Source organism: Pseudomonas anatoliensis, from assembly GCF_017976235.1.
Taxonomy (GTDB): domain Bacteria; phylum Pseudomonadota; class Gammaproteobacteria; order Pseudomonadales; family Pseudomonadaceae; genus Aquipseudomonas; species Aquipseudomonas anatoliensis.
Window position 1 is genome coordinate 294106 of record NZ_JACVHC010000006.1, and the last position, 16676, is coordinate 310781.

Consider the following 16676-nt stretch of genomic DNA (forward strand, 5'->3'; position numbering starts at 1 on the left):
GTCAGGCGCCCGGCCGTTGGATGCCGGGGACGCGGGCGCGGCCGGCGGCGATGTCTTGGCCGCGTTCGGTGAGGGTGGCGACGAGGATGGGCCCGATGTCTGTGAGGGTGATGGCGTGTTGTTCGGCGAGCCAGTGCAGTTCGGTTTTGGTTTGGTCGCGGCTGGCGCTGTGGCCGTAGTGGTCCAGAGCAGTGTTGAGGACGGAGCTGTTGGCGCGGTAGCCGGGCATGTCGGCGAGCAGGCGCAGGAGGACTAGGCGTATGTCGTGGCGCAGGTAGTCGCTGTATTGGGTCATGGTTTTTCTCGCAGGAGGTAGTCGTTGATGCGTTCAAGCGCACGGGCCAGTGGGCTGAGGGCGTCTTTGACGCCGGTGAGTTCGGCGCGGATGGCTTTCATGTCGCCGAGTAGGTCGGCGATGGCGCTTTGGTCTGGCAGGTGGCGGACGTGTTCTTCGAGGGCGACGATGCGGGTGTTGAGTTCGATCAGTTGTTGGACGCTGGCGGCTTGGCGTTTGGCGATCCAGGTGTAGAGGCTGAGGACGGTGAGGATTAGCCATTGGACGATTTGGAGGATGGTGTTGAGGTCTTGGAGGTTCATGGGGTGCCCCGGGTTTTGACGGGGGTGTTGCGGGGGTTTGGGGGTCGCATGGGGTTGCCTCCGGTCAGGGCTCCCGGTTTTGCGGGTGCCAGAAATACACACGCCGCTATGGTGGGCGGCGTGGGGATGGAGGGCTTTTAAATGGGTTTAGGGAGATTCAGCGGTTTTACAGTCGCATTTACGTTTGGTTTTTGGCGCTTGGATGCTGCTTTCGCAAAAGTCGAAAACTTGGGCTACCCACGATTGGAAGAATCCGATCTTTGGTAATTCTTTTTTCGGGTACCCCATCGCCCGCATCAGCTCATTATGACAAATGGCATTCAAGACATGCATCACTGGCGGCTCTTCTGCTTCGATGTTCAGCCGTGCCTCTTGGACCTGAAGCAAGAGCTCTTCTGTTTCATCGGCAAGCATGCTTTTTTCAAGTTCTACATACTTGCGCATAAAATCAGTGTGATCACGCCCGCGCTGTGCACTGCCCACGACCAAGTTAATCGACGCAGCGATCGTCACCACAGCAGAAGCCACCAGTGCGACTACTTGGTATTCTTTCTGAAGGACCCCGTAGATCGCAGCCGAGCCAAATATCAACGACAGCATGTTGGACGTTTTATCCAGCCTGTCGTAGAAGCTTCGACGACGTTGGTGATATCGAATAGAGCGTCGCACGCTGAACAACGCATTGTGCCAGCGTGTGGGGAGATCAGGTGTCGTCGCTTCCATGCTGACTTCCTCTACCAGGTCTTGGTCGTGGTGGTGGAAGAGTGTCTACCACTTCTGGAAACCCCTTTTCTTTGTGATCTTCCAAGCTGGGACGGCGGCGAGGCCCTTGATCATTGTTGTTATGAAGTTCGCCGTTGCCCTCTCTGCTTCGGTCCCGGCTATGGTCATCTCTATCCCTTCGCATTTCGTAATCCCTTGCTGTTGTGGTGGCGCAGCTAATGTTTCCGCCTAACGGCTTTTTCCAAAGTGGCAATTTAATATTAATTTTGTGTCTTTTGGGATTATTTGTTTTCGGTGACGACGGTTGAAGGATCTGCGGAACTTAGGCATTCGGTTTGCCTGGATCGGAACTCATCCAGAAGGTTTCGGATGGCACCGGGAACGGCTTCTTTACCTCCCTGACGCACGGTACTGACTTCGGCCTGCCACCAACTATTGGCGAAGATCCCGGCTGACGCGCAGTGCCCCAAGGGTTCAAAGACCGAGCGGCCGAACTGGGCCTGCCCTGTTTCACGCAGGGCTTTGAAGTTTTGGCTGTGCGTCGACAGGTCTTTGAGGTTGTTGGCTTTGAGAATTTGCAGGCCTTGGGTCATGGCGGTGTCGAGGTCTGCGAGGTATTGGGTGGCGCTGGCCAGGGCTTGGGGGCTGGCGCTGGTGTAGACGGTTGCTGGCGGCGACGCTTCGCTGGTTTGGGCGGCAACGGATTCTACGGGGGTGGGTTTGTTTGGGGTGAGCCAATACCAGCCTATGGCGACGAGGATTGCCCAGGTCAGCAGTGGTGCGATTTTTTGGGCGGTGGTTTTCTGCGGTTTTGTGGTGGTGTTCTGGGTCATTTGAAGCTCCTTGTGGGTGTTTCGTCCTTGGGAGTTGCTTAGTTTGCTGCTACGAGCATGAAGGCCAGGCATCCGAACGCGCCTGTTGTGATGAGGGCGTAGGCTTTGAGTGCTTCAGGCAGGTGGTCTTTGATTGAGTAGCTTATGGCGGCGAGGCCGATGCAGGCCACACAGATTTTCAGGATGATTCGGTTGTTGCGCTGCTGACGGGCGTGGGCTGTCTTTTGGGTGGCAATGTGGTCGTGGGTTTGCAGGTTGTAGTCGCAGTGCATGCACAGTTGGGTGTAGCGCCAGGTGTCACGGTCGCATTGGGGGCATTGGCGAGATCGGTCGCTGTTGTGAGGTGGTGGGTGTTTGGTGGTGGTGTTGATGTCGAAGGTCTGGGTGCCTAGGTTGATGTGGCCGCGGTTGCCTTTGATTTTGATGGTGAGTTGATGTTCTTTTCCATCCTTGGGGAGGTTTTGTATTTCCTCTGAAATCCTGGCTGTTAGTTTGCTGACCAGGTCTCCGTCCTCGCTTGGCATAGATTTCCTTTTGCTGTCTCAGCGGTTTATGACCAATTTCAATATTCGCTCAACGCGCGCTTCGTCGAACGCTTGTTCGTGCCCGAGCGCGTTGTAGATTTCTGCGGCGACTTCGGCCAGTTTTTTTGATGGCCAGCGCCGGCCAGCCTGTTTGGCGGCGGCTTCGAGCATTTCGATGATTCGCCCAAGTTTTTCGCAGTCGATGGGGGCCCATGCGGGGGCTTGTGTCGGGACGATGATTTTTTGGCCGGTGATGATGTAGTACATGTCGGCGCCGGCTTTGGTGATGGCGGCCATGTAGTCGGCATCGGGGACGCGTTCGCCTGCCTCGTAGAGCATTTGGGTTTTTTTGGTGACGTTGGCCAGTGCCGCGAAGTCGGTTTGGTTGAGGCCTAGTCGTGTTCGCTCGGCGCGTAGCCGCTCACAAAAGGAAACCATTCGGTTGCCTAAATCCTTTTACATAGAAACCGTTCGGTTCCATCATTGGTTCACACCGTCCGACCACGAACGGCAACTTTATCGGCACCAAGGCTGGTGCTGTACCCCGGAGGGATTTGATGACGCTACGTACTGCGGATGAGGCCAGAGCTGCGCTTAAGGCTAAGGGTATTTCGATTACTCAGTGGGCGATTGCTAATCGTTTTTCGCCCAACCTGGTGTTTGAGGTGTTGGGTGGACGTAAGAAATGTGTGCGCGGTCAGACGCATGAGATTGCGATTAAGTTGGGGCTTAAGGCCGGGGAAATTTGCGTTGATCCGGCGGCGGCCCTTGAGCCTTCGCGTTTTGTGGCGTGAGGCTGTGTATGAAAAAGCATTTCGGTTATTTGGAATCTACCGCTTTTAAGCGCTCGCCGAGACGGTGCGCGATACAAAAAAAGAACTTTCCTACAAAAAACACACCAATTGCCACTTTTTTGGGGTTTGCCTGTGGGCGTCTTAATGGATGGCTGGCGCCCACCGTTGGCGTTGAGGGTGCCAATTTACCTGTTTTTGTTGTGCGAGCTGTGTCGGGTTTGAGCGGTGTTGCGTTGGGGGGCCTGTCATGAGGCGGTCTGTGTCGGCGTCGGCTCGGGTGTTGCGTGTGCTGAAGGCGTTGAAGGGGCACACGGTGACGGGGTTGAGTAATGCGGAGTTGGCTTTGTTGACGCAGGACAGCCCTAGCAATGTGACGCGGGCGATGCAGGCGTTGATTGAGGAAGGTTTGGCGCTGAAGTTGGATAACGGCCGTTTTGCCCACTCGGTGGGTGTGTTGCAGATCGCGCAGGCGCATGCAGAGCATATGGCGCGTGTGACGGGGCGTATGCAGGAGATTAATCAGCTTATTGCGGCGGGTTCGCAGGTTTAAAGGGAGTGATGTATGGCTCGGAGCAAAGGTGTTTGCGCAGAGGCGACGGTCTTGCCGGCGTTGGATGGGGCCGTGTTGACGGCTGATCAGAATACGATGGCTTCGTTGCAGGTCTTGCAGGGTGATGAGCGCGATGTGGTGAATCAGTTGTTGGGACACGCGCAGATGGCGGGTGCGCTGGAGGCGTTTTCCCGCACGGTGCGGATTGCGAAGTTGGCGTTGGTTAAGGAGAAGAAGCTGTATCGGGCGCTTGGGGGTGGCAAAAGTCCGCACGGTGCGCAGGTGTTGAGCGGTACGTGGGCGGAGTTTTGCGGGTTGTTGGGGCGTTCGGTTGATCAGGTGGATCGGGATATTGCGAATGTGCGGGCCTTTGGTGAGGAGGCGCTGGATTCGATGTCGCGGATGGGGATCGGTTACCGCGAGTTGCGCCAGTTTCGCCAGTTGCCGCAGGACCAGCAGGCAGCGTTGGTTGAGATGGCTAAGGCCGGTGATAAGGAGGCGTTTGTTGAGTTGGCCGAGGAGTTTATTGCTAAGCACGCCAGAGAAAAGGATGCGTTGGTGCGCCGGCTTGCAGCTGTGAGTGCCGACTACTCGGCGCAGGGCGAGTTGATGGCGAAGCGGTCCGGCGAGCTGGATGGCGCTCGCCAGGCGCTGGAGCGTTCGCGTCAGCAGGTTCAGGCGATGCCGGCCGATGAGGTGGCGAAGGCGTTGCGCGCGGAGGTGGCGGCGATTGCTTTTGAGGCGGAGTCCTGTGTGTTAGGGCCGCTGCGTGAGGGGTTTGCGAAGTTGGGTGCGTTGGCCACGGATGGTGAGGAGCATCGGGCTTTTAAGGCCGGTTTGATTGGGCAGTTGGAGGTGACGCTGGGGGCGGTTCGCAGTGAGTTTAATTTGCTGGATCGAGCCACTGGCGCTGCGGTTTGGCTGTCGGCTGCGGAGGCTTGAGTGATGAATCCTGTTCAAGTTCAGCAGTTGATTGAGATTGCTCGGCGTCTTGATGCGGCTGTGCATGGTGAGCGTGCGGCTATTTATGAGGCGGGTGCGTTGGCGATGGGGGTGTCGCTTTCTACGTTGCAGCGCCAGTTGAAGTTGGTGTGTGTGGCGAAGCCGCGTAAGCGTCGCAGTGATGCGGGCAGCAGTGCGTTGCCGATTGAGGAGGCTCGGTTGATTTCGGCGATGTTGCTGGAGTCGATTCGGGCCAATGATAAGCAGTTGTCGACGATTGACCGGGCAGTTGAGCGTTTGCGCAGTAATCATTTGATTACGGCGGGTCGTGTGGATGAGGCGACGGGTGTGTTTCGACCTTTGAGCCGCAGTGCGATTTGCCGGGCGTTGGTCGCTTATAAGTTGCATCCCTCGCAGTTGTTGCAGGACGCGCCGGCGGTGTCGTTGGCGAGTCAGCATCCTAATCATGTGTGGCAGGTGGATGCGTCGATTTCGACGCAGTTTTATTTGGCCGATGACGGCGCGCGGGTGATGGGTAAGGCGGAGTTTTATGACGGTAAGCCGGCGAATTTGAAACGGATTGAGCGCCAGCGGTTGTGGCGTTATGTGGTGACGGATCATACGAGCGGGACGCTGTATGTGGAGTATGTGTTGGGCGCGGAGTCGGCCGAGAATTTGTGCGGTGTGTTGATTAATGCGATGCAGAAGCGCGGCGAGTCGGATCCTTTTCATGGGGTGCCGTTGATGTTGATGACGGATCCTGGGGCTGCGATGACGAGTGGCATTTTCCGCAATCTTTGCCGGGCGTTGTCGATTGAGTTGGTGATTAATCGGGTCGGTAATGCGCGGGCGAAGGGTCAGGTTGAGCAGGCGCACAATTTGGTTGAGCGTGAGTTTGAGAGTGCGTTGAGGTTTCAGTCGGCTGAGACGCTGGAGCAGATTAATGCGTGGGCCGGCCGTTGGATGCGGTTTTTTAATGGGACGGCTGTTCATACCCGCACGCGGCGTACGAGGTATGCCGTCTGGCAGTTGATTAAGCCTGAGCAGTTGCGTTTGGCGCCGAGTGTTGAGGTGTGCCGTGAGTTGGCGGTGAGTACGCCGGAGTTTCGCAAGGTGAGTAATTTGTTGCGGGTGTCGTTTCGCGGCGATTCGTTTGATGTGAGTTCGGTGCCGTCGGTGATGGTGGGTGAGAAGTTGCTGATTACGCGTAACTGTTGGCGGGATAAGGACACGGCGCTGGCGGTTTTGGTGGGCGATGACGGGCGTGAGCAGTATCACGTGATTGAGCGTATCGGGGTGGATGCGTTCGGGTTCGCTGAGACGGCGGCGATGATTGGTGAGCGGTATGCGCGTCATGCCGATACGCCGGCCCAGGTGTCGCGCAAGGTGTTGGAGCAGTTGGCGACGGAGACGAGTTGTGAGGCGGATGCGCTGGCCGCGCGCAAGGCGAAGGCTGTGCCGTTTGGTGGGCGGATTGATCCGCATAAGTATGTTAATGACACGGTGCTGCCGGCTTATCTGCCGCGTCGTGGTTCGAATCTGTTGGTTAATGCCCCGAGTGTTGAGTTGGCCCCGCTAAGTCTGGTTGAGGCGGCGAAGTTGCTGCGCCCGCGGCTGGGGCATTTGTGGTCGCCTAAGACATACGGCTGGTTGATGGAGCGTTTTCCCGATGGTGTTCCCCAGGAGCAGTTAGAGGCGATTGAGGCTGAGTTGAAACGGCCTGTTGAGGTCGGGCGCAGGTCGGTCGTTTCGGTTGGGGGTGTGTGATGTTGAGGCTGAAAGGGATTTTGCAGGATGTGGGCCGGCCACAAGCGGCGTTGGCGCAGTCGCTGGGTTTGAGCAGTGCCGCGGTTGCGCAGTTGGTGAATCACGATCTTTGGCCTCGTCGGCTGGAGGGTCAGGTTTTGCGGGGTCGTATCAGGGGCTTTTTGTCGGTTTGTGGTGCTAGTGAGGCCGCGATTGCGGGGGCTTTTGATGAGGTGGTTGTGCCGTGTTTGAGGGCCGATGTTCCGGCTGTGGAGAAGGTTGTGTCCAAGGAGGACGATTTGATGTTGTTGCCTAAGCAGACGCTGCAAGCCGCTACGCGTAAGGCCTTTGGGCTGTTTCGTGATCCGTTCGATGAGTTGCAGTGTGCGCAGGATATGTGGGTGAGCCCGGATATTCGTTATGTTCGTGAGGCGATGTATCAGACGGCGCGGCACGGTGGGTTTCTGGCGGTTGAGGGGGAATCGGGAGCCGGTAAAAGTACGCTTCGCCGCGATCTGGTGAATCGTCTTGCTGAGAATAATGATCCGGTGCTGATTATTGAGCCGTATGTGTTGGCGTCGGAGGATAACGATTCGAAGGGTAAGTCGCTGAAGAGTACGCATATCGCGGAGTCGATGATGGCGGCTGTGGCGCCGTTGGCGAAACCTAAGAGCAGTCCTGAGGCGCGGTTTGCTCAGTTGCATCGGGCGTTGAAGGAGTCGCATGCGGCCGGGTATCGCCATTGTCTGGTGATTGAGGAGGCTCATAGTTTGCCGGTGCCGACGCTTAAGCATTTGAAGCGGATTTTGGAGCTTGAGGTGGGGTTCACGAAGTTGGTGAGCATCATCATGATCGGCCAGCCAGAGCTGGGGGTTAAGTTGAGTGAGCGTAATGCGGATGTGCGTGAGGTGGTGCAGCGCTGTGATCGGGTGACGTTGGGGCCGGTGGATGGTTCGCGGCTGGGGGAGTTTTTGACGTTTCGGTTTGATCGGGTCGGTAAGGCGCTGGGGGATGTGGTCGATCAGGGGGCTATTGAGGCGATTGCGGCGCGGTTGTCTCAGCCTAGTCGTCAGGGTGGTCGGGATTCGAGTGTTTCGCTGTTGTATCCGTTGGCGATCGGGAATCTGGTGATCGCGGCGATGAATTTGGCGGTTCAGTTGGGCGTGCCCAAGGTGACTGCTGATGTGGTTAAGGGGGTGTGATTTGGATTCTCTTAATCTGAGCAGTGATTTGAGGCAGGAGCCGTTGAGTATTCTGGCTGAGGAGTTTCCGGTGATGCTTTCGGCTTTTAATGGGTTGGTTCGGGAGATGCGCGGGGTCGGTGTGGAGATTAAGCAGCAGGTGCTGCCGGACAATAAGGTATTTATTGATGCAGCCAGTGCGGATCTGTTTTTAGAGCAATTCGGGGGTTGTCTGCGGGGTGTGCGTTTTTCATCCGCGGGACGGTTCACTTGTAATTCGGTCACCGTTCGTGGGGTTGATGTGGTCTGGCTGACGTTGGTGAGGGGGCAGGAGCAATGACGGGTGGCCTCGTTGGTGCGGCGGTGCGGGTATGAGTGACTTCCGTAGTAAGGGGCCTGAGTTGTTGGTTGATCTGACTGAGCATGTGGCTGCCTCGTTGGTGGAGTTGGTGTCGATGGAGGCTGAGGCTGCTCGGCATGTGGCTCAGGAGGTGGCCGATCGGATGGCGGCTCATTGGGGTGGGCAGAATGTCTATTTTCCGATGGGGCTGGCGGGTAAGTTGAGTCGGCGGGATCGGCAGATTTTTGAGGAGTTCAATGGGACGAATCATAGTGATCTGGCGCGGAAGTATTCGGTTTCGCTGCAGTGGATTTATAAGATTGTGAAGGCGGTGAGGAAGGATGAGGTGGCGCGCCGCCAGGCGGATATGTTCGCCCCGTCGGTTGAGGACTGACGGGGCGATTTTCGTTGCACTGGGTGCAAGGGTGTTGCAGATGGTCTCCCAGTTTGTGCCAGGGTAGCCCGGTATGGGTCGGGTTTATCTCGCTTATTGGGTATGATTTAGGTCACGCGTCAACAATCAGAACGCCACAGAAGTTTGCACATAAACCGTGCGCGGCTCACCCACATATTTCCCCTTGTTGTTGTCATCAAACGACCGCGTGAAGTACTGCGTGTTGAAGATGTTCTTCACGCCCACCGCCACATTCAAATCCGACAATTGCGGTCCGAAATCGTAGCCCGCGCGGCTGCTGAACAGCATGTAGCCCGGGATCTTGCCGGTGCTGCCGTCGGCGCTTTCTTTTGAGGTGTTGGCGTTGTCAGCGAACTGGTCGCTCTGGAAGCTGCTGTCCAGATTCAACTTCCACGGGCCTTCGGTGTAACCGACGCCAACCGTGCCTTTGTGTTTCGAAGAGAACGGCACGCGATTACCCTTGTTCGGTCCATCTTCGCGGATGGTCGCGTCAACATAGGCGTAGGAGGCATACACATCGAAGCCTGACAGTGCCGGGCTCAAGTCATCGAGCGCGTAATTGATGCTGGTCTCGATGCCTTGATGGCGAGTTTCGCCACGGGCGATCACCGAATCGTTGGTCTGGTTACTTTCGTACTGGTTGTCGAAGTTGATCAGGAACGCACCGATTTCCGCGCGCAATGCGCCGTTGTCATAGCGAGTGCCGAGTTCCCAGGTGCGGGCTTTCTCCGGTTTTACTTCACCACTGGTCACCCGGTTGGGCATCTGGCTGTACTGCACGCTGCCGAACGAGCCTTCGGTGTTGGCGTACAGATTCCAGCTATCCGTCAGGTGATAGAGCACGTTCAGCGCCGGCAGTGCGGTGTTGTAGTCGCCCTTGTATTTGACGTTGGTCAGGTTGTTGGTCTGCTGGGATTCGATCATCTCGTAGCGCACGCCCGGGGTGATCGTCCATTTGCCGATGTCGATGCGGTCGTCGACGAAGAACGCATTGGCCTCGGTGCCGCCCCGAGTGTCGCGGTCGTTACGGCTGTTGGTGGTCGGGTATTCGTTGCTGGCGATCGGCGTGCGATAGCGCAATTCGTGGCCGGCCTCGTTGATGTAGCGGTAACCGACGCCGACTTCATGGCTGGTCGAGCCGAGGTCGAAGCCTTGGGCGAAACGGGTTTCGAAACCGCGCACCCAATACTCGCGGGGCGACAGCGACAGGAAGGTGCCCTGATCCAGATAACCGCTGCGCAGGGTTTTGGTGAAGAACGTGTTAGCGGTGAATTCGCGGCGATCTTCCTGATAGCGATAACCGAAGTTGAACATCGTGCGACGGCCCCAGAACTGGTCTTTGGGGCGCGTCGATTGGTACGGATCGGCATCGTAATCAGCGACGTTCAAACCGCCGGGCATGTCGGCTTTACCTTCGTAATACTGGGCCATGGCGTTGAAGCTGTTGGCATCGTCGAGCTGATATTTGCCCTTGAGGATCAGGTCGTCGATTTCGGTGTCGCTGTGTTCGCGCCAGTCGCCACCGCGGGTACCTGAGTACAGAAGGGCGCCGCCCAGACCGTTGGCGTTGGTGCCGCCGGCCAGCAGATTGGCGCTGGTCTTGAAGCCGTCGTGGCTCGACGAAGGGCTGGTCTCGGTCTGAAAGCCTCCCTTGACCGTCGGTTCGTCAGGAATCGCCCGGGTGACGAAGTTGACGACGCCGCCGACGTTCTGCGGGCCGTAACGTACTGCACCGCCGCCGCGCACCACGTCCACCGCGTCCATGTTGCCCATGCTGATCGGTGCGAACGATAACTGCGGCTGACCGTAAGGCGCGAACGGCACCGGGATGCCGTCCATCAACACGGTCGAGCGTGCAGCCAGGCGCGGGTTCAAACCACGGATGCCGAAATTCAACGCCATGTCGTGGCTGCCAGTGCCGTTGTTTTCCGGCGCGTTGACGCCGGGAATGCGGTTGAGCACATCGCGCGCCTGAGTCGCGCCCTGGCGTTCGAACTCTTCGCGGCGGATCACGTCGCGGGCGCCGGGATGTTCGAACACATTGATCTGCGCCGCGTCGCCGAGCCAGTCGCCGACGACTTTCGAGGTGTCCAGCTCCAGCGCTGCATCACTGACCGGTTGCAGGCTGAACGCGTTGTTGCCCTCGGCGCGGGCTTGCAAACCGGTGCCTTCGAGCAACACATCCAGACCTTGCTCGGTCGTGTAATTGCCTTCCAGACCACGGCTTTGCACGCCGCTGGTGACTTGCGAACCGAAAGAAATCAGCACCCCGGCTTCACGGCCGAACTGATTGAGAGCGTTTTCCAGCGACGACGGTGCGATGTGATACGCCTTGGCATCGCTGGCCATTGCAGCGGGCAGGGCGCTGAAGCTCAGGCTGGCGCCGAGGATGAGATTGCGCAGGCAGCGGGCCAGTGGCGTGAGGCGGGTGAGGGGCATGGTGGATGATCCTGAGAAGGTTGAATCAAGGTGGCTTTCCTTCTCTGTCACGCCAGATCTGAAAAACGGCTCATTTATTTTTGAAGATCAAAAGATCGCAGCCTGCGGCAGCTCCTAGAGGGTGAACACAAATCCCATGTAGGAGCTGCCGCAGGCTGCGATCTTTTGACCTTGCGGTTACACCCGCGCCTCGACGCTGACCCAATACCGGGTAAAGCGCTTCACCTTCACCGGCAAGCTGATTTCCAGCAGATCCAGAATCCGCTCACTGTCGTCCAGTGGATACGTCCCGGAGATCAGCAAGTCGGCGACCTTTTTGTCGCAATTGAGCTGCCCGCGCCGATAGCGGCCAAGTTCTTCGAGGAAGTCGCCGAGGCGCATATGCGCGGCCACCAACATGCCGTCCGCCCAAGCGCCGCTGTTGGCGTCCAGTGGTTTGGCGTCGCTGGCGGCAGTCGCGGTGAAACTCAATTGCCGAGCGACGGGCAGCAGCATCGCCGCGCGTCCGTTGGCAGTCAGTTCGACGCGACCTGCAAACAGCGCCAACTGTGTGCGATCGGCAAATTGCCGCACATTTAGCCGTGCGCCCCGGGTTTTCAGAATGCCCTGCGCGGTGTGTATTTCGAACGATTGCGCGGCCGTCAGGAGGATTTCGCCTTCGAGCAAGCGGATCAAACGTTGATCGACGCGCACGTCTGCCGCACTGGCCGTGTTCAGTTGCAACTGATCGTCCGCCCCCAGCCCGATCTTGCGACGCTGGCCAATCGGGCTGCGGTAATCGGCAAGCAGCGAAGGTAGCGGATTGTGCTCGCGCAGGCCCCAGGTGGCGGCAGAACCGGCGCCGAGAATCAGCAGCAGTTTCAGTGCCTGACGTCGGCTACCGGACTTCGGCCTGTTCAATGCCGCATGCGCCAGCGGTGAAGAAACACCGCGCAAACGCTGGTTGACCCGTTGAATGTGTTCCCACGCGCGGCGGTGCTCACTGTGGGCATCCAGCCACTGCTGCAACGCCAGTTGCTGGCGCGCGTTGAGCGCACCTTGCTGCACTTCCATCAGCCAGTGCACCGCTTGTTCAGCCACTTGCGAGGAAAAATCCGCCGCTTGATTCATAGGGCGAAATAGCAGCGCAGCGCCGCTTTGTTCAGATGACGTTTGACCGTGGCCACGGAAATACCCAGCTCGGCGGCGATTTGCGGGTAGGTCAGGCCATCGACCTGCGCCAATAGAAAAGCGCGTTTGACCTGACGTGGCAAACCATCGAGCAACTGGTCCAGCTCGATCAGGGTTTGCAGGATGATTGCTTTGTCTTCTTCCGACGGCGCCACGATGTCCGGCATCTGCGCCAATGTTTCCAGGTAGGCGCGCTCCAGATCCTGACGGCGGTAGTGATTGAACAAAACCCGTTTGGCGAGGGTGGTGAGGAAGGCGCGTGGTTCGATGATCACCGGTGGCTCGCGCGCGGTGAGCACTTTGATAAAGGTGTCCTGCGCCAGATCCGCCGCGCTGTCCGGGCAGCCGAGCTTGCGCCGCAGCCAGCCGGTAAGCCAGCTGTGGTGAGCCTGATAAAGCGATTCGACGGGATGGGCGGATGGCAACGGTAGTGCTCCGGGCGCTTTCGTTATGCGGCAGAAAGCATGCGTTAGAGAACAAGAACGGTTCGCATTGTAGGGTCGGAGATGGCTGCCCGGCAATCAGATGCTTTTGCATATGAGAATATTTATCATTAAACTCGATCGCCTGTTGGTTCGGCTTGTCGGCCGGACGTTTTTCGTTTCAGGGTCGAAACATGAAAGCCAAACTCGCCACACTCCCGATGTCCTATCGTCTGGCCGTTACCTCGCGGGTGCTGGCGGCGGTGTTTGGCGGCTATCTGGTGGCTGCACTGGCCAGTGTCACCCTGACGATGTGGCTGCCATTGAGCCGCGCCGAAGCGGTAGTGACGGGCATGACCGTTTCTTTTCTGGTCTATCTGGTTGCGGTGCTCTGGTGTTTTGCCTGCCGCACGGCGTGGTCGGCATGGGTCGGTTTGCTGGTGCCGAGTGTGATTCTGGCGACCATTTCCGGCGCGGCGCGCGGGTTGGGTTTCGCATGAAAGAGGGTTTCCGCCAGGCCATGGCATGGCTGCACACCTGGACCGGGCTGGTGTTCGGCTGGTTGCTGTTTGCGATTTTCCTCACCGGAACGCTGGCGTACTTCAATGACGAAACCACTCACTGGATGCAGCCGGAAATCCCTGCAAGACCAATCAATGCCGAAGCGAGCCTGACGCTCGCCCAGGATTATCTACAGCAACATGCTGGCGGTGCCTCACGCTGGCTGATCGACTTGCCTGACGCCCGCGATCCCGGCCTGACCGTGCGTTGGCAACAGGCGCCAGCCAAACCCGGCGAGCGCGGCCGCTTCGAATCGAAAACCCTCGACGCGCAAACCGGTGCCCAGGTGCAGGGGCGCGAAAGCATGGGCGGCGAGTTCTTCTACCGCTTCCATTTCCAGCTGCAGATGCCTTATCCATGGGGCCGCTGGCTGGCGACGATTGCCGCCATGGTGATGTTCGTCGCGCTGATCACCGGGATCATCACCCACAAAAAAATCTTCAAGGACTTCTTCACGTTCCGCCCGCGCAAAGGCCAGCGTTCCTGGCTCGATGGGCATAACGCCGTGGGCGTTCTGGTGCTGCCGTTTCACTTGATGATCACCTACAGCAGTCTGGTGATTTTCATGTCGATGGTCATGCCGGCGAGCATCGTGGCGTCTTATGGCAGCGACGTTCGCAAGTTCTACGATGAGGTTTTTCCTGCGTCGAAAACCCCGGAGCGGGCCAACATTCCTGCGGCACTGGCACCGATGGCGCCGCTGCTGGTCAAGGCCACTGAGCAATGGTCGGGTGGCTCTACCGCACGACTGTCCGTGAGCAATCCGGGCGATGCAAATGCCACGGTGGTGTTGTCCCGCGCGGGCGACCGAGTGGTCCACGATTTCGGTCGCGCGGTGACCTTTAACGGCGTCACCGGGCAGATGCTCGACAGCACGCCGGAGCAACCTGTGGCGATGGCAGTCGGTGGCGCGTTCTACGGTTTGCACATGGGCCATTTCGCCGGGCCGGTGCTGCGCTGGTTGTATTTCATCTGCGGTCTGGCCGGCACGGCGATGATCGGCACCGGGCTGGTGATCTGGCTCGGCAAGCGTCAGCTCAAACATGCCAAGAGCGGCGTCATGCCGTTCGAATTGCGCCTGGTGGAAGTGCTGAACATTGCCAGCATGGCCGGGTTGGTGACGGCAGTGGCGGTGTTCTTCCTGGCCAATCGGCTGTTGCCGGTGAGTCTGGCCGGGCGTGCCGATTGGGAAGTGAATGCATTCTTTATCGCCTGGGGTTTGAGCGTGGTGCATGCGCTGTTGCGCCTGGGACGCAAAGCCTGGATTGAACAATTAGCGTTGGGCGCTTTGCTGTTTATCGCGGTGCCTTTGATCAATGCGCTGACCACGCCGTGGAACCTTGGCGTAACGCTGGCGCAGGGCGATTGGGTGCTCGCCGGTTTTGACCTGACCTGTCTCGGGACAGGTGTGTTTCTAGCGTGGGCCGCGTGGAAAATGCAGCGCGCCGGCAGCACCGTCAGCGTGAAAAAAACTCGCCGCGAAATGCCTCGGCCCGTCACGCTTGAGCAAGGGACAAACTGATGCTGCTGGCGCTATTGCTGTGCTACGCCGGGTTCACGGCATTGTGTCTGTCGATGCCTCGGCACCACGATGAATTGCTCGGGCATAAACCGTCGACGCGACGGGGTAGGGGTCTGAAGCTGGCGGGGTGGTTGCTGCTGGGTTTGTCACTTTGGGCGGCGGTCACAGGCAACGGCTGGAGTTTGGGGCTGGTCGACTGGTTCGCGGTGCTGATGCTCAGCGCCCTGGCGTTGGTGCTGTTGCTGCCGTATCGCCCGCGTCTGGCGTTGGCGCTGGCCGGGTTAAGTCTGTTGGCCAGTCCGGTCGCAGCCTGGGCGCAGTGCTGACGTGCTGATCGGTCATCTCCCGGAATCGCGCGACGACGAGCCGCGTGGCGCGCGTGCGCATTTCCTTCAGGTGTTCCTGTCCCAGCGTTCGCAGATGGAAGCGTTGGTGAACCGCCGCGTTGGCTGCCGGGCGACGGCGGCGGATCTGGTGCAGGATCTATTTCTGCGTTTCTGGCGCCGGCCGCTGGTGCAGGTCGAAGAACTCAGCACCTACCTGTTGCGCTGCGCCGGCAACATCGCTATCGATCATCTGCGCAGCGAAGGCACGCGGGTGCGCGTCAACGAAGGCTGGCAACCCGACGAGCCGGACAGCCATGGCAGCGAACCACAAGCGGCGCTCGAAGCCGGCAATGATCTGCGCCATGTCGAAGCGGCGTTGCGCGCCTTGCCCGAACGCACCCGGCAGATCTTTTTGCTCAATCGCATACACGGCCGCAAGTACGCGGACATCGCCAAAGCCATGGGCCTGTCCCAAAGCGCCGTGGAAAAACATATGATGCGCGCCCTCGAGGCCTGCAAGGCCAGCCTGCGCGAACCCGCGCCACGCACGCCAGGGAAAGCACCGTGAAACACACCGACCGCGTCACGCCGACGCCCTCCCAGGAACAGGCTGCTTTTGCCTGGCTGAGCCTGTTGCATGATCGGCCCAGCGCAGGGGATCAACTCACGTTCAGCCAATGGCTGCGCGCCGATCCCGCCCATGCCGAGGCCTACGCCCAGGCGCAAGTGGTCTGGGAATTGAGTGAAGGCCCGGCGAAAACTTTGGCCGATGAAGAGGCTTTCGCGCTGCAAGGCTATCTCAACGCTATGGATCGCCCGCGTCGCCAGCCGCTCTTGCGCTGGTCCGGCGGGTTGGCGATGGCCGCGTGTCTGTTGCTGATGATCAGCCTCGGAACGGGCTGGCAACCGCAGCGTTGGCTAGATGATCTCGGCGCCGATTACGTTTCTGCGCCCGGCGAAGTCCGCACCGTAACCCTCGCCGATCAATCACAAGTGACGCTTGATGCGGACAGTGCCATCGCCGTGGATTTCAGCCATGGCGAGCGCCATGTGCAGTTGCGTCGCGGCGCCGGTTTTTTCAGCGTCACGCACACGGGCGATCCGTTTGTGGTCGAGGCTGAGAAGGGCCAGGCACGGGTGCTCGGGACGCAATTCGAAGTGCGTCTGCAACCGCATGGGGCGCAGGTGACGGTGTTATCCGGGCGCGTCGGCGTGACGGCCGATCAAGGGGGCGAGCAGCAGATTCTCACCGCCGGCCAGCAAGTGGCTTACGGTGATGGGACGGCGGAAAAACTCCATGCCGTAGACAGCGAGGCGCAACTGGCCTGGCGCCAAGGCTGGCTGACTTACTACAAATCGACGCTGGCGGATGTGGTGCAGGATCTTCGCCGTTATTACCCGGGGCGAATTGTTTTGCTCAACGATGAACTGGCGGCGCGCAAGGTCAGTGGCAGTTTTCCGAGCAAGGATCCGCAGGCAGTTCTTAATTCCTTGCAGGGGGTATTGGGGTTTGAGCAGCATCGGGTTTTGGGGCAGTTGATTATTTTGCGCTGACAACAAAGTCAAAAGATCGCAGCCTTCGGCAGCTCCT

At 58.9% G+C, this 16676-nt stretch carries 21 protein-coding genes; 12 read left to right on the plus strand and 9 right to left on the minus strand.

Annotation, left to right across the window (positions count from 1 at the left end; translation table 11 throughout):
- Position 1 precedes the first annotated feature (1 nt).
- The 6 genes from ICA16_RS21025 to ICA16_RS21050 all read right to left on the minus strand — a co-directional run bounded on the left by ICA16_RS21025 (position 2) and on the right by ICA16_RS21050 (position 3115).
- Positions 2-295, minus strand: a complete 294-nt coding sequence (locus ICA16_RS21025; RefSeq protein WP_210701430.1) for a VpaChn25_0724 family phage protein — start codon at positions 293-295, stop codon at positions 2-4.
- Positions 292-597 (minus strand): DUF2730 family protein, encoded by a 306-nt coding sequence (locus tag ICA16_RS21030; protein ID WP_210701431.1) that lies wholly within the window; start codon positions 595-597, stop codon positions 292-294. The genes ICA16_RS21025 and ICA16_RS21030 overlap by 4 nt, the downstream gene beginning before the upstream one ends.
- A 147-nt stretch (positions 598-744) precedes the next feature.
- Positions 745-1320, minus strand: a complete 576-nt coding sequence (locus ICA16_RS21035; protein ID WP_210701432.1) for a hypothetical protein — start codon at positions 1318-1320, stop codon at positions 745-747.
- Positions 1321-1601: 281 nt separating this feature from the next.
- Positions 1602-2153 carry a hypothetical protein gene (locus ICA16_RS21040; RefSeq protein WP_210701433.1) on the minus strand — a complete coding sequence of 184 codons (552 nt, stop codon included), beginning with the start codon at positions 2151-2153 and terminating at the stop codon, positions 1602-1604.
- 38 nt (positions 2154-2191) lie between these two features.
- Entirely contained in the window at positions 2192-2677 is a 486-nt protein-coding gene (locus ICA16_RS21045) for a hypothetical protein (protein ID WP_210701434.1), read from the minus strand.
- A gap of 18 nt (positions 2678-2695) precedes the next feature.
- Positions 2696-3115 carry a helix-turn-helix domain-containing protein gene (locus ICA16_RS21050; RefSeq protein ID WP_210701435.1) on the minus strand — a complete coding sequence of 140 codons (420 nt, stop codon included), beginning with the start codon at positions 3113-3115 and terminating at the stop codon, positions 2696-2698.
- 119 nt (positions 3116-3234) lie between these two features.
- On the opposite strand from ICA16_RS21050, the gene ICA16_RS21055 reads away from it, so the two are divergent.
- The 7 genes from ICA16_RS21055 (at position 3235) to ICA16_RS21085 (ending at position 8624) form a co-directional block, all read left to right on the plus strand.
- On the plus strand, positions 3235-3471 hold the full coding sequence (locus ICA16_RS21055; RefSeq protein ID WP_210701436.1) for a DNA-binding protein: 237 nt from the start codon (positions 3235-3237) through the stop codon (positions 3469-3471).
- A 247-nt stretch (positions 3472-3718) separates the two neighbouring features.
- Positions 3719-4021 (plus strand): helix-turn-helix domain-containing protein, encoded by a 303-nt coding sequence (locus ICA16_RS21060; protein WP_210701437.1) that lies wholly within the window; start codon positions 3719-3721, stop codon positions 4019-4021.
- A gap of 12 nt (positions 4022-4033) precedes the next feature.
- The gene (locus tag ICA16_RS21065) at positions 4034-4963 is read left to right on the plus strand and encodes a hypothetical protein (RefSeq protein WP_210701438.1); all 930 of its coding nucleotides are present in this window, start codon (positions 4034-4036) and stop codon (positions 4961-4963) included.
- Between the two features lie 3 nt (positions 4964-4966).
- Entirely contained in the window at positions 4967-6730 is a 1764-nt protein-coding gene (locus tag ICA16_RS21070) for a DDE-type integrase/transposase/recombinase (protein WP_210701439.1), read from the plus strand.
- Positions 6730-7911: an ExeA family protein gene (locus ICA16_RS21075; protein ID WP_210701440.1), complete on the plus strand. Its 1182-nt coding sequence runs from the start codon at positions 6730-6732 to the stop codon at positions 7909-7911. Before ICA16_RS21070 ends, ICA16_RS21075 begins: the two co-directional genes overlap by 1 nt.
- A gap of 1 nt (position 7912) precedes the next feature.
- Entirely contained in the window at positions 7913-8230 is a 318-nt protein-coding gene (locus ICA16_RS21080; protein ID WP_228734207.1) for a hypothetical protein, read from the plus strand.
- Positions 8231-8261: 31 nt separating this feature from the next.
- Positions 8262-8624, plus strand: coding sequence for a Mor transcription activator family protein (locus tag ICA16_RS21085; RefSeq protein WP_210701442.1), 363 nt, complete (start codon positions 8262-8264; stop codon positions 8622-8624).
- A gap of 126 nt (positions 8625-8750) precedes the next feature.
- Here the strand turns inward: ICA16_RS21085 and fecA are convergent, their stop codons facing one another.
- The 3 genes from fecA to ICA16_RS21100 form a co-directional block, all read right to left on the minus strand.
- Positions 8751-11084 carry a TonB-dependent Fe(3+) dicitrate receptor FecA gene (fecA, locus tag ICA16_RS21090; protein ID WP_210701443.1) on the minus strand — a complete coding sequence of 778 codons (2334 nt, stop codon included), beginning with the start codon at positions 11082-11084 and terminating at the stop codon, positions 8751-8753.
- A gap of 177 nt (positions 11085-11261) precedes the next feature.
- Positions 11262-12194 carry a DUF4880 domain-containing protein gene (locus ICA16_RS21095; RefSeq protein WP_210701444.1) on the minus strand — a complete coding sequence of 311 codons (933 nt, stop codon included), beginning with the start codon at positions 12192-12194 and terminating at the stop codon, positions 11262-11264.
- A complete protein-coding gene (locus ICA16_RS21100) occupies positions 12191-12679 on the minus strand; it encodes a sigma-70 family RNA polymerase sigma factor (RefSeq protein ID WP_210701445.1) in 489 nt (162 codons plus the stop codon). Before ICA16_RS21100 ends, ICA16_RS21095 begins: the two co-directional genes overlap by 4 nt.
- A 191-nt stretch (positions 12680-12870) precedes the next feature.
- Here ICA16_RS21100 and ICA16_RS21105 point away from each other — a divergent pair, with 191 nt between their 5' ends.
- The 5 genes from ICA16_RS21105 to ICA16_RS21125 are packed head-to-tail and all read left to right on the plus strand — an operon-like array spanning position 12871 to position 16639.
- Positions 12871-13176 (plus strand): DUF3649 domain-containing protein, encoded by a 306-nt coding sequence (locus ICA16_RS21105; protein ID WP_150603691.1) that lies wholly within the window; start codon positions 12871-12873, stop codon positions 13174-13176.
- Positions 13173-14759 (plus strand): PepSY-associated TM helix domain-containing protein, encoded by a 1587-nt coding sequence (locus ICA16_RS21110; RefSeq protein WP_210701447.1) that lies wholly within the window; start codon positions 13173-13175, stop codon positions 14757-14759. Before ICA16_RS21105 ends, ICA16_RS21110 begins: the two co-directional genes overlap by 4 nt.
- Positions 14759-15085 carry a DUF3325 domain-containing protein gene (locus ICA16_RS21115; protein ID WP_150603693.1) on the plus strand — a complete coding sequence of 109 codons (327 nt, stop codon included), beginning with the start codon at positions 14759-14761 and terminating at the stop codon, positions 15083-15085. The genes ICA16_RS21110 and ICA16_RS21115 overlap by 1 nt, the downstream gene beginning before the upstream one ends.
- A gap of 1 nt (position 15086) precedes the next feature.
- On the plus strand, positions 15087-15653 hold the full coding sequence (locus ICA16_RS21120) for an RNA polymerase sigma factor (protein WP_210701448.1): 567 nt from the start codon (positions 15087-15089) through the stop codon (positions 15651-15653).
- Positions 15650-16639 carry a FecR family protein gene (locus tag ICA16_RS21125; RefSeq protein ID WP_210701449.1) on the plus strand — a complete coding sequence of 330 codons (990 nt, stop codon included), beginning with the start codon at positions 15650-15652 and terminating at the stop codon, positions 16637-16639. The genes ICA16_RS21120 and ICA16_RS21125 overlap by 4 nt, the downstream gene beginning before the upstream one ends.
- The last annotated feature ends 37 nt before the right edge of the window (positions 16640-16676 follow it).

Bases quoted from the DNA above. Each gene is read 5' to 3' on its own strand.
- ICA16_RS21025 (WP_210701430.1), bottom strand. From the start codon at position 295: ATGACCCAATACAGCGACTACCTGCGCCACGACATACGCCTAGTCCTC.
- ICA16_RS21030 (WP_210701431.1), bottom strand. From the start codon at position 597: ATGAACCTCCAAGACCTCAACACCATCCTCCAAATCGTCCAATGGCTA.
- ICA16_RS21035 (WP_210701432.1), bottom strand. From the start codon at position 1,320: ATGGAAGCGACGACACCTGATCTCCCCACACGCTGGCACAATGCGTTG.
- ICA16_RS21040 (WP_210701433.1), bottom strand. From the start codon at position 2,153: ATGACCCAGAACACCACCACAAAACCGCAGAAAACCACCGCCCAAAAA.
- ICA16_RS21045 (WP_210701434.1), bottom strand. From the start codon at position 2,677: ATGCCAAGCGAGGACGGAGACCTGGTCAGCAAACTAACAGCCAGGATT.
- ICA16_RS21050 (WP_210701435.1), bottom strand. From the start codon at position 3,115: ATGGTTTCCTTTTGTGAGCGGCTACGCGCCGAGCGAACACGACTAGGC.
- ICA16_RS21055 (WP_210701436.1), top strand. From the start codon at position 3,235: ATGACGCTACGTACTGCGGATGAGGCCAGAGCTGCGCTTAAGGCTAAG.
- ICA16_RS21060 (WP_210701437.1), top strand. From the start codon at position 3,719: ATGAGGCGGTCTGTGTCGGCGTCGGCTCGGGTGTTGCGTGTGCTGAAG.
- ICA16_RS21065 (WP_210701438.1), top strand. From the start codon at position 4,034: ATGGCTCGGAGCAAAGGTGTTTGCGCAGAGGCGACGGTCTTGCCGGCG.
- ICA16_RS21070 (WP_210701439.1), top strand. From the start codon at position 4,967: ATGAATCCTGTTCAAGTTCAGCAGTTGATTGAGATTGCTCGGCGTCTT.
- ICA16_RS21075 (WP_210701440.1), top strand. From the start codon at position 6,730: ATGTTGAGGCTGAAAGGGATTTTGCAGGATGTGGGCCGGCCACAAGCG.
- ICA16_RS21085 (WP_210701442.1), top strand. From the start codon at position 8,262: ATGAGTGACTTCCGTAGTAAGGGGCCTGAGTTGTTGGTTGATCTGACT.
- fecA (WP_210701443.1), bottom strand. From the start codon at position 11,084: ATGCCCCTCACCCGCCTCACGCCACTGGCCCGCTGCCTGCGCAATCTC.
- ICA16_RS21095 (WP_210701444.1), bottom strand. From the start codon at position 12,194: ATGAATCAAGCGGCGGATTTTTCCTCGCAAGTGGCTGAACAAGCGGTG.
- ICA16_RS21105 (WP_150603691.1), top strand. From the start codon at position 12,871: ATGAAAGCCAAACTCGCCACACTCCCGATGTCCTATCGTCTGGCCGTT.
- ICA16_RS21110 (WP_210701447.1), top strand. From the start codon at position 13,173: ATGAAAGAGGGTTTCCGCCAGGCCATGGCATGGCTGCACACCTGGACC.
- ICA16_RS21115 (WP_150603693.1), top strand. From the start codon at position 14,759: ATGCTGCTGGCGCTATTGCTGTGCTACGCCGGGTTCACGGCATTGTGT.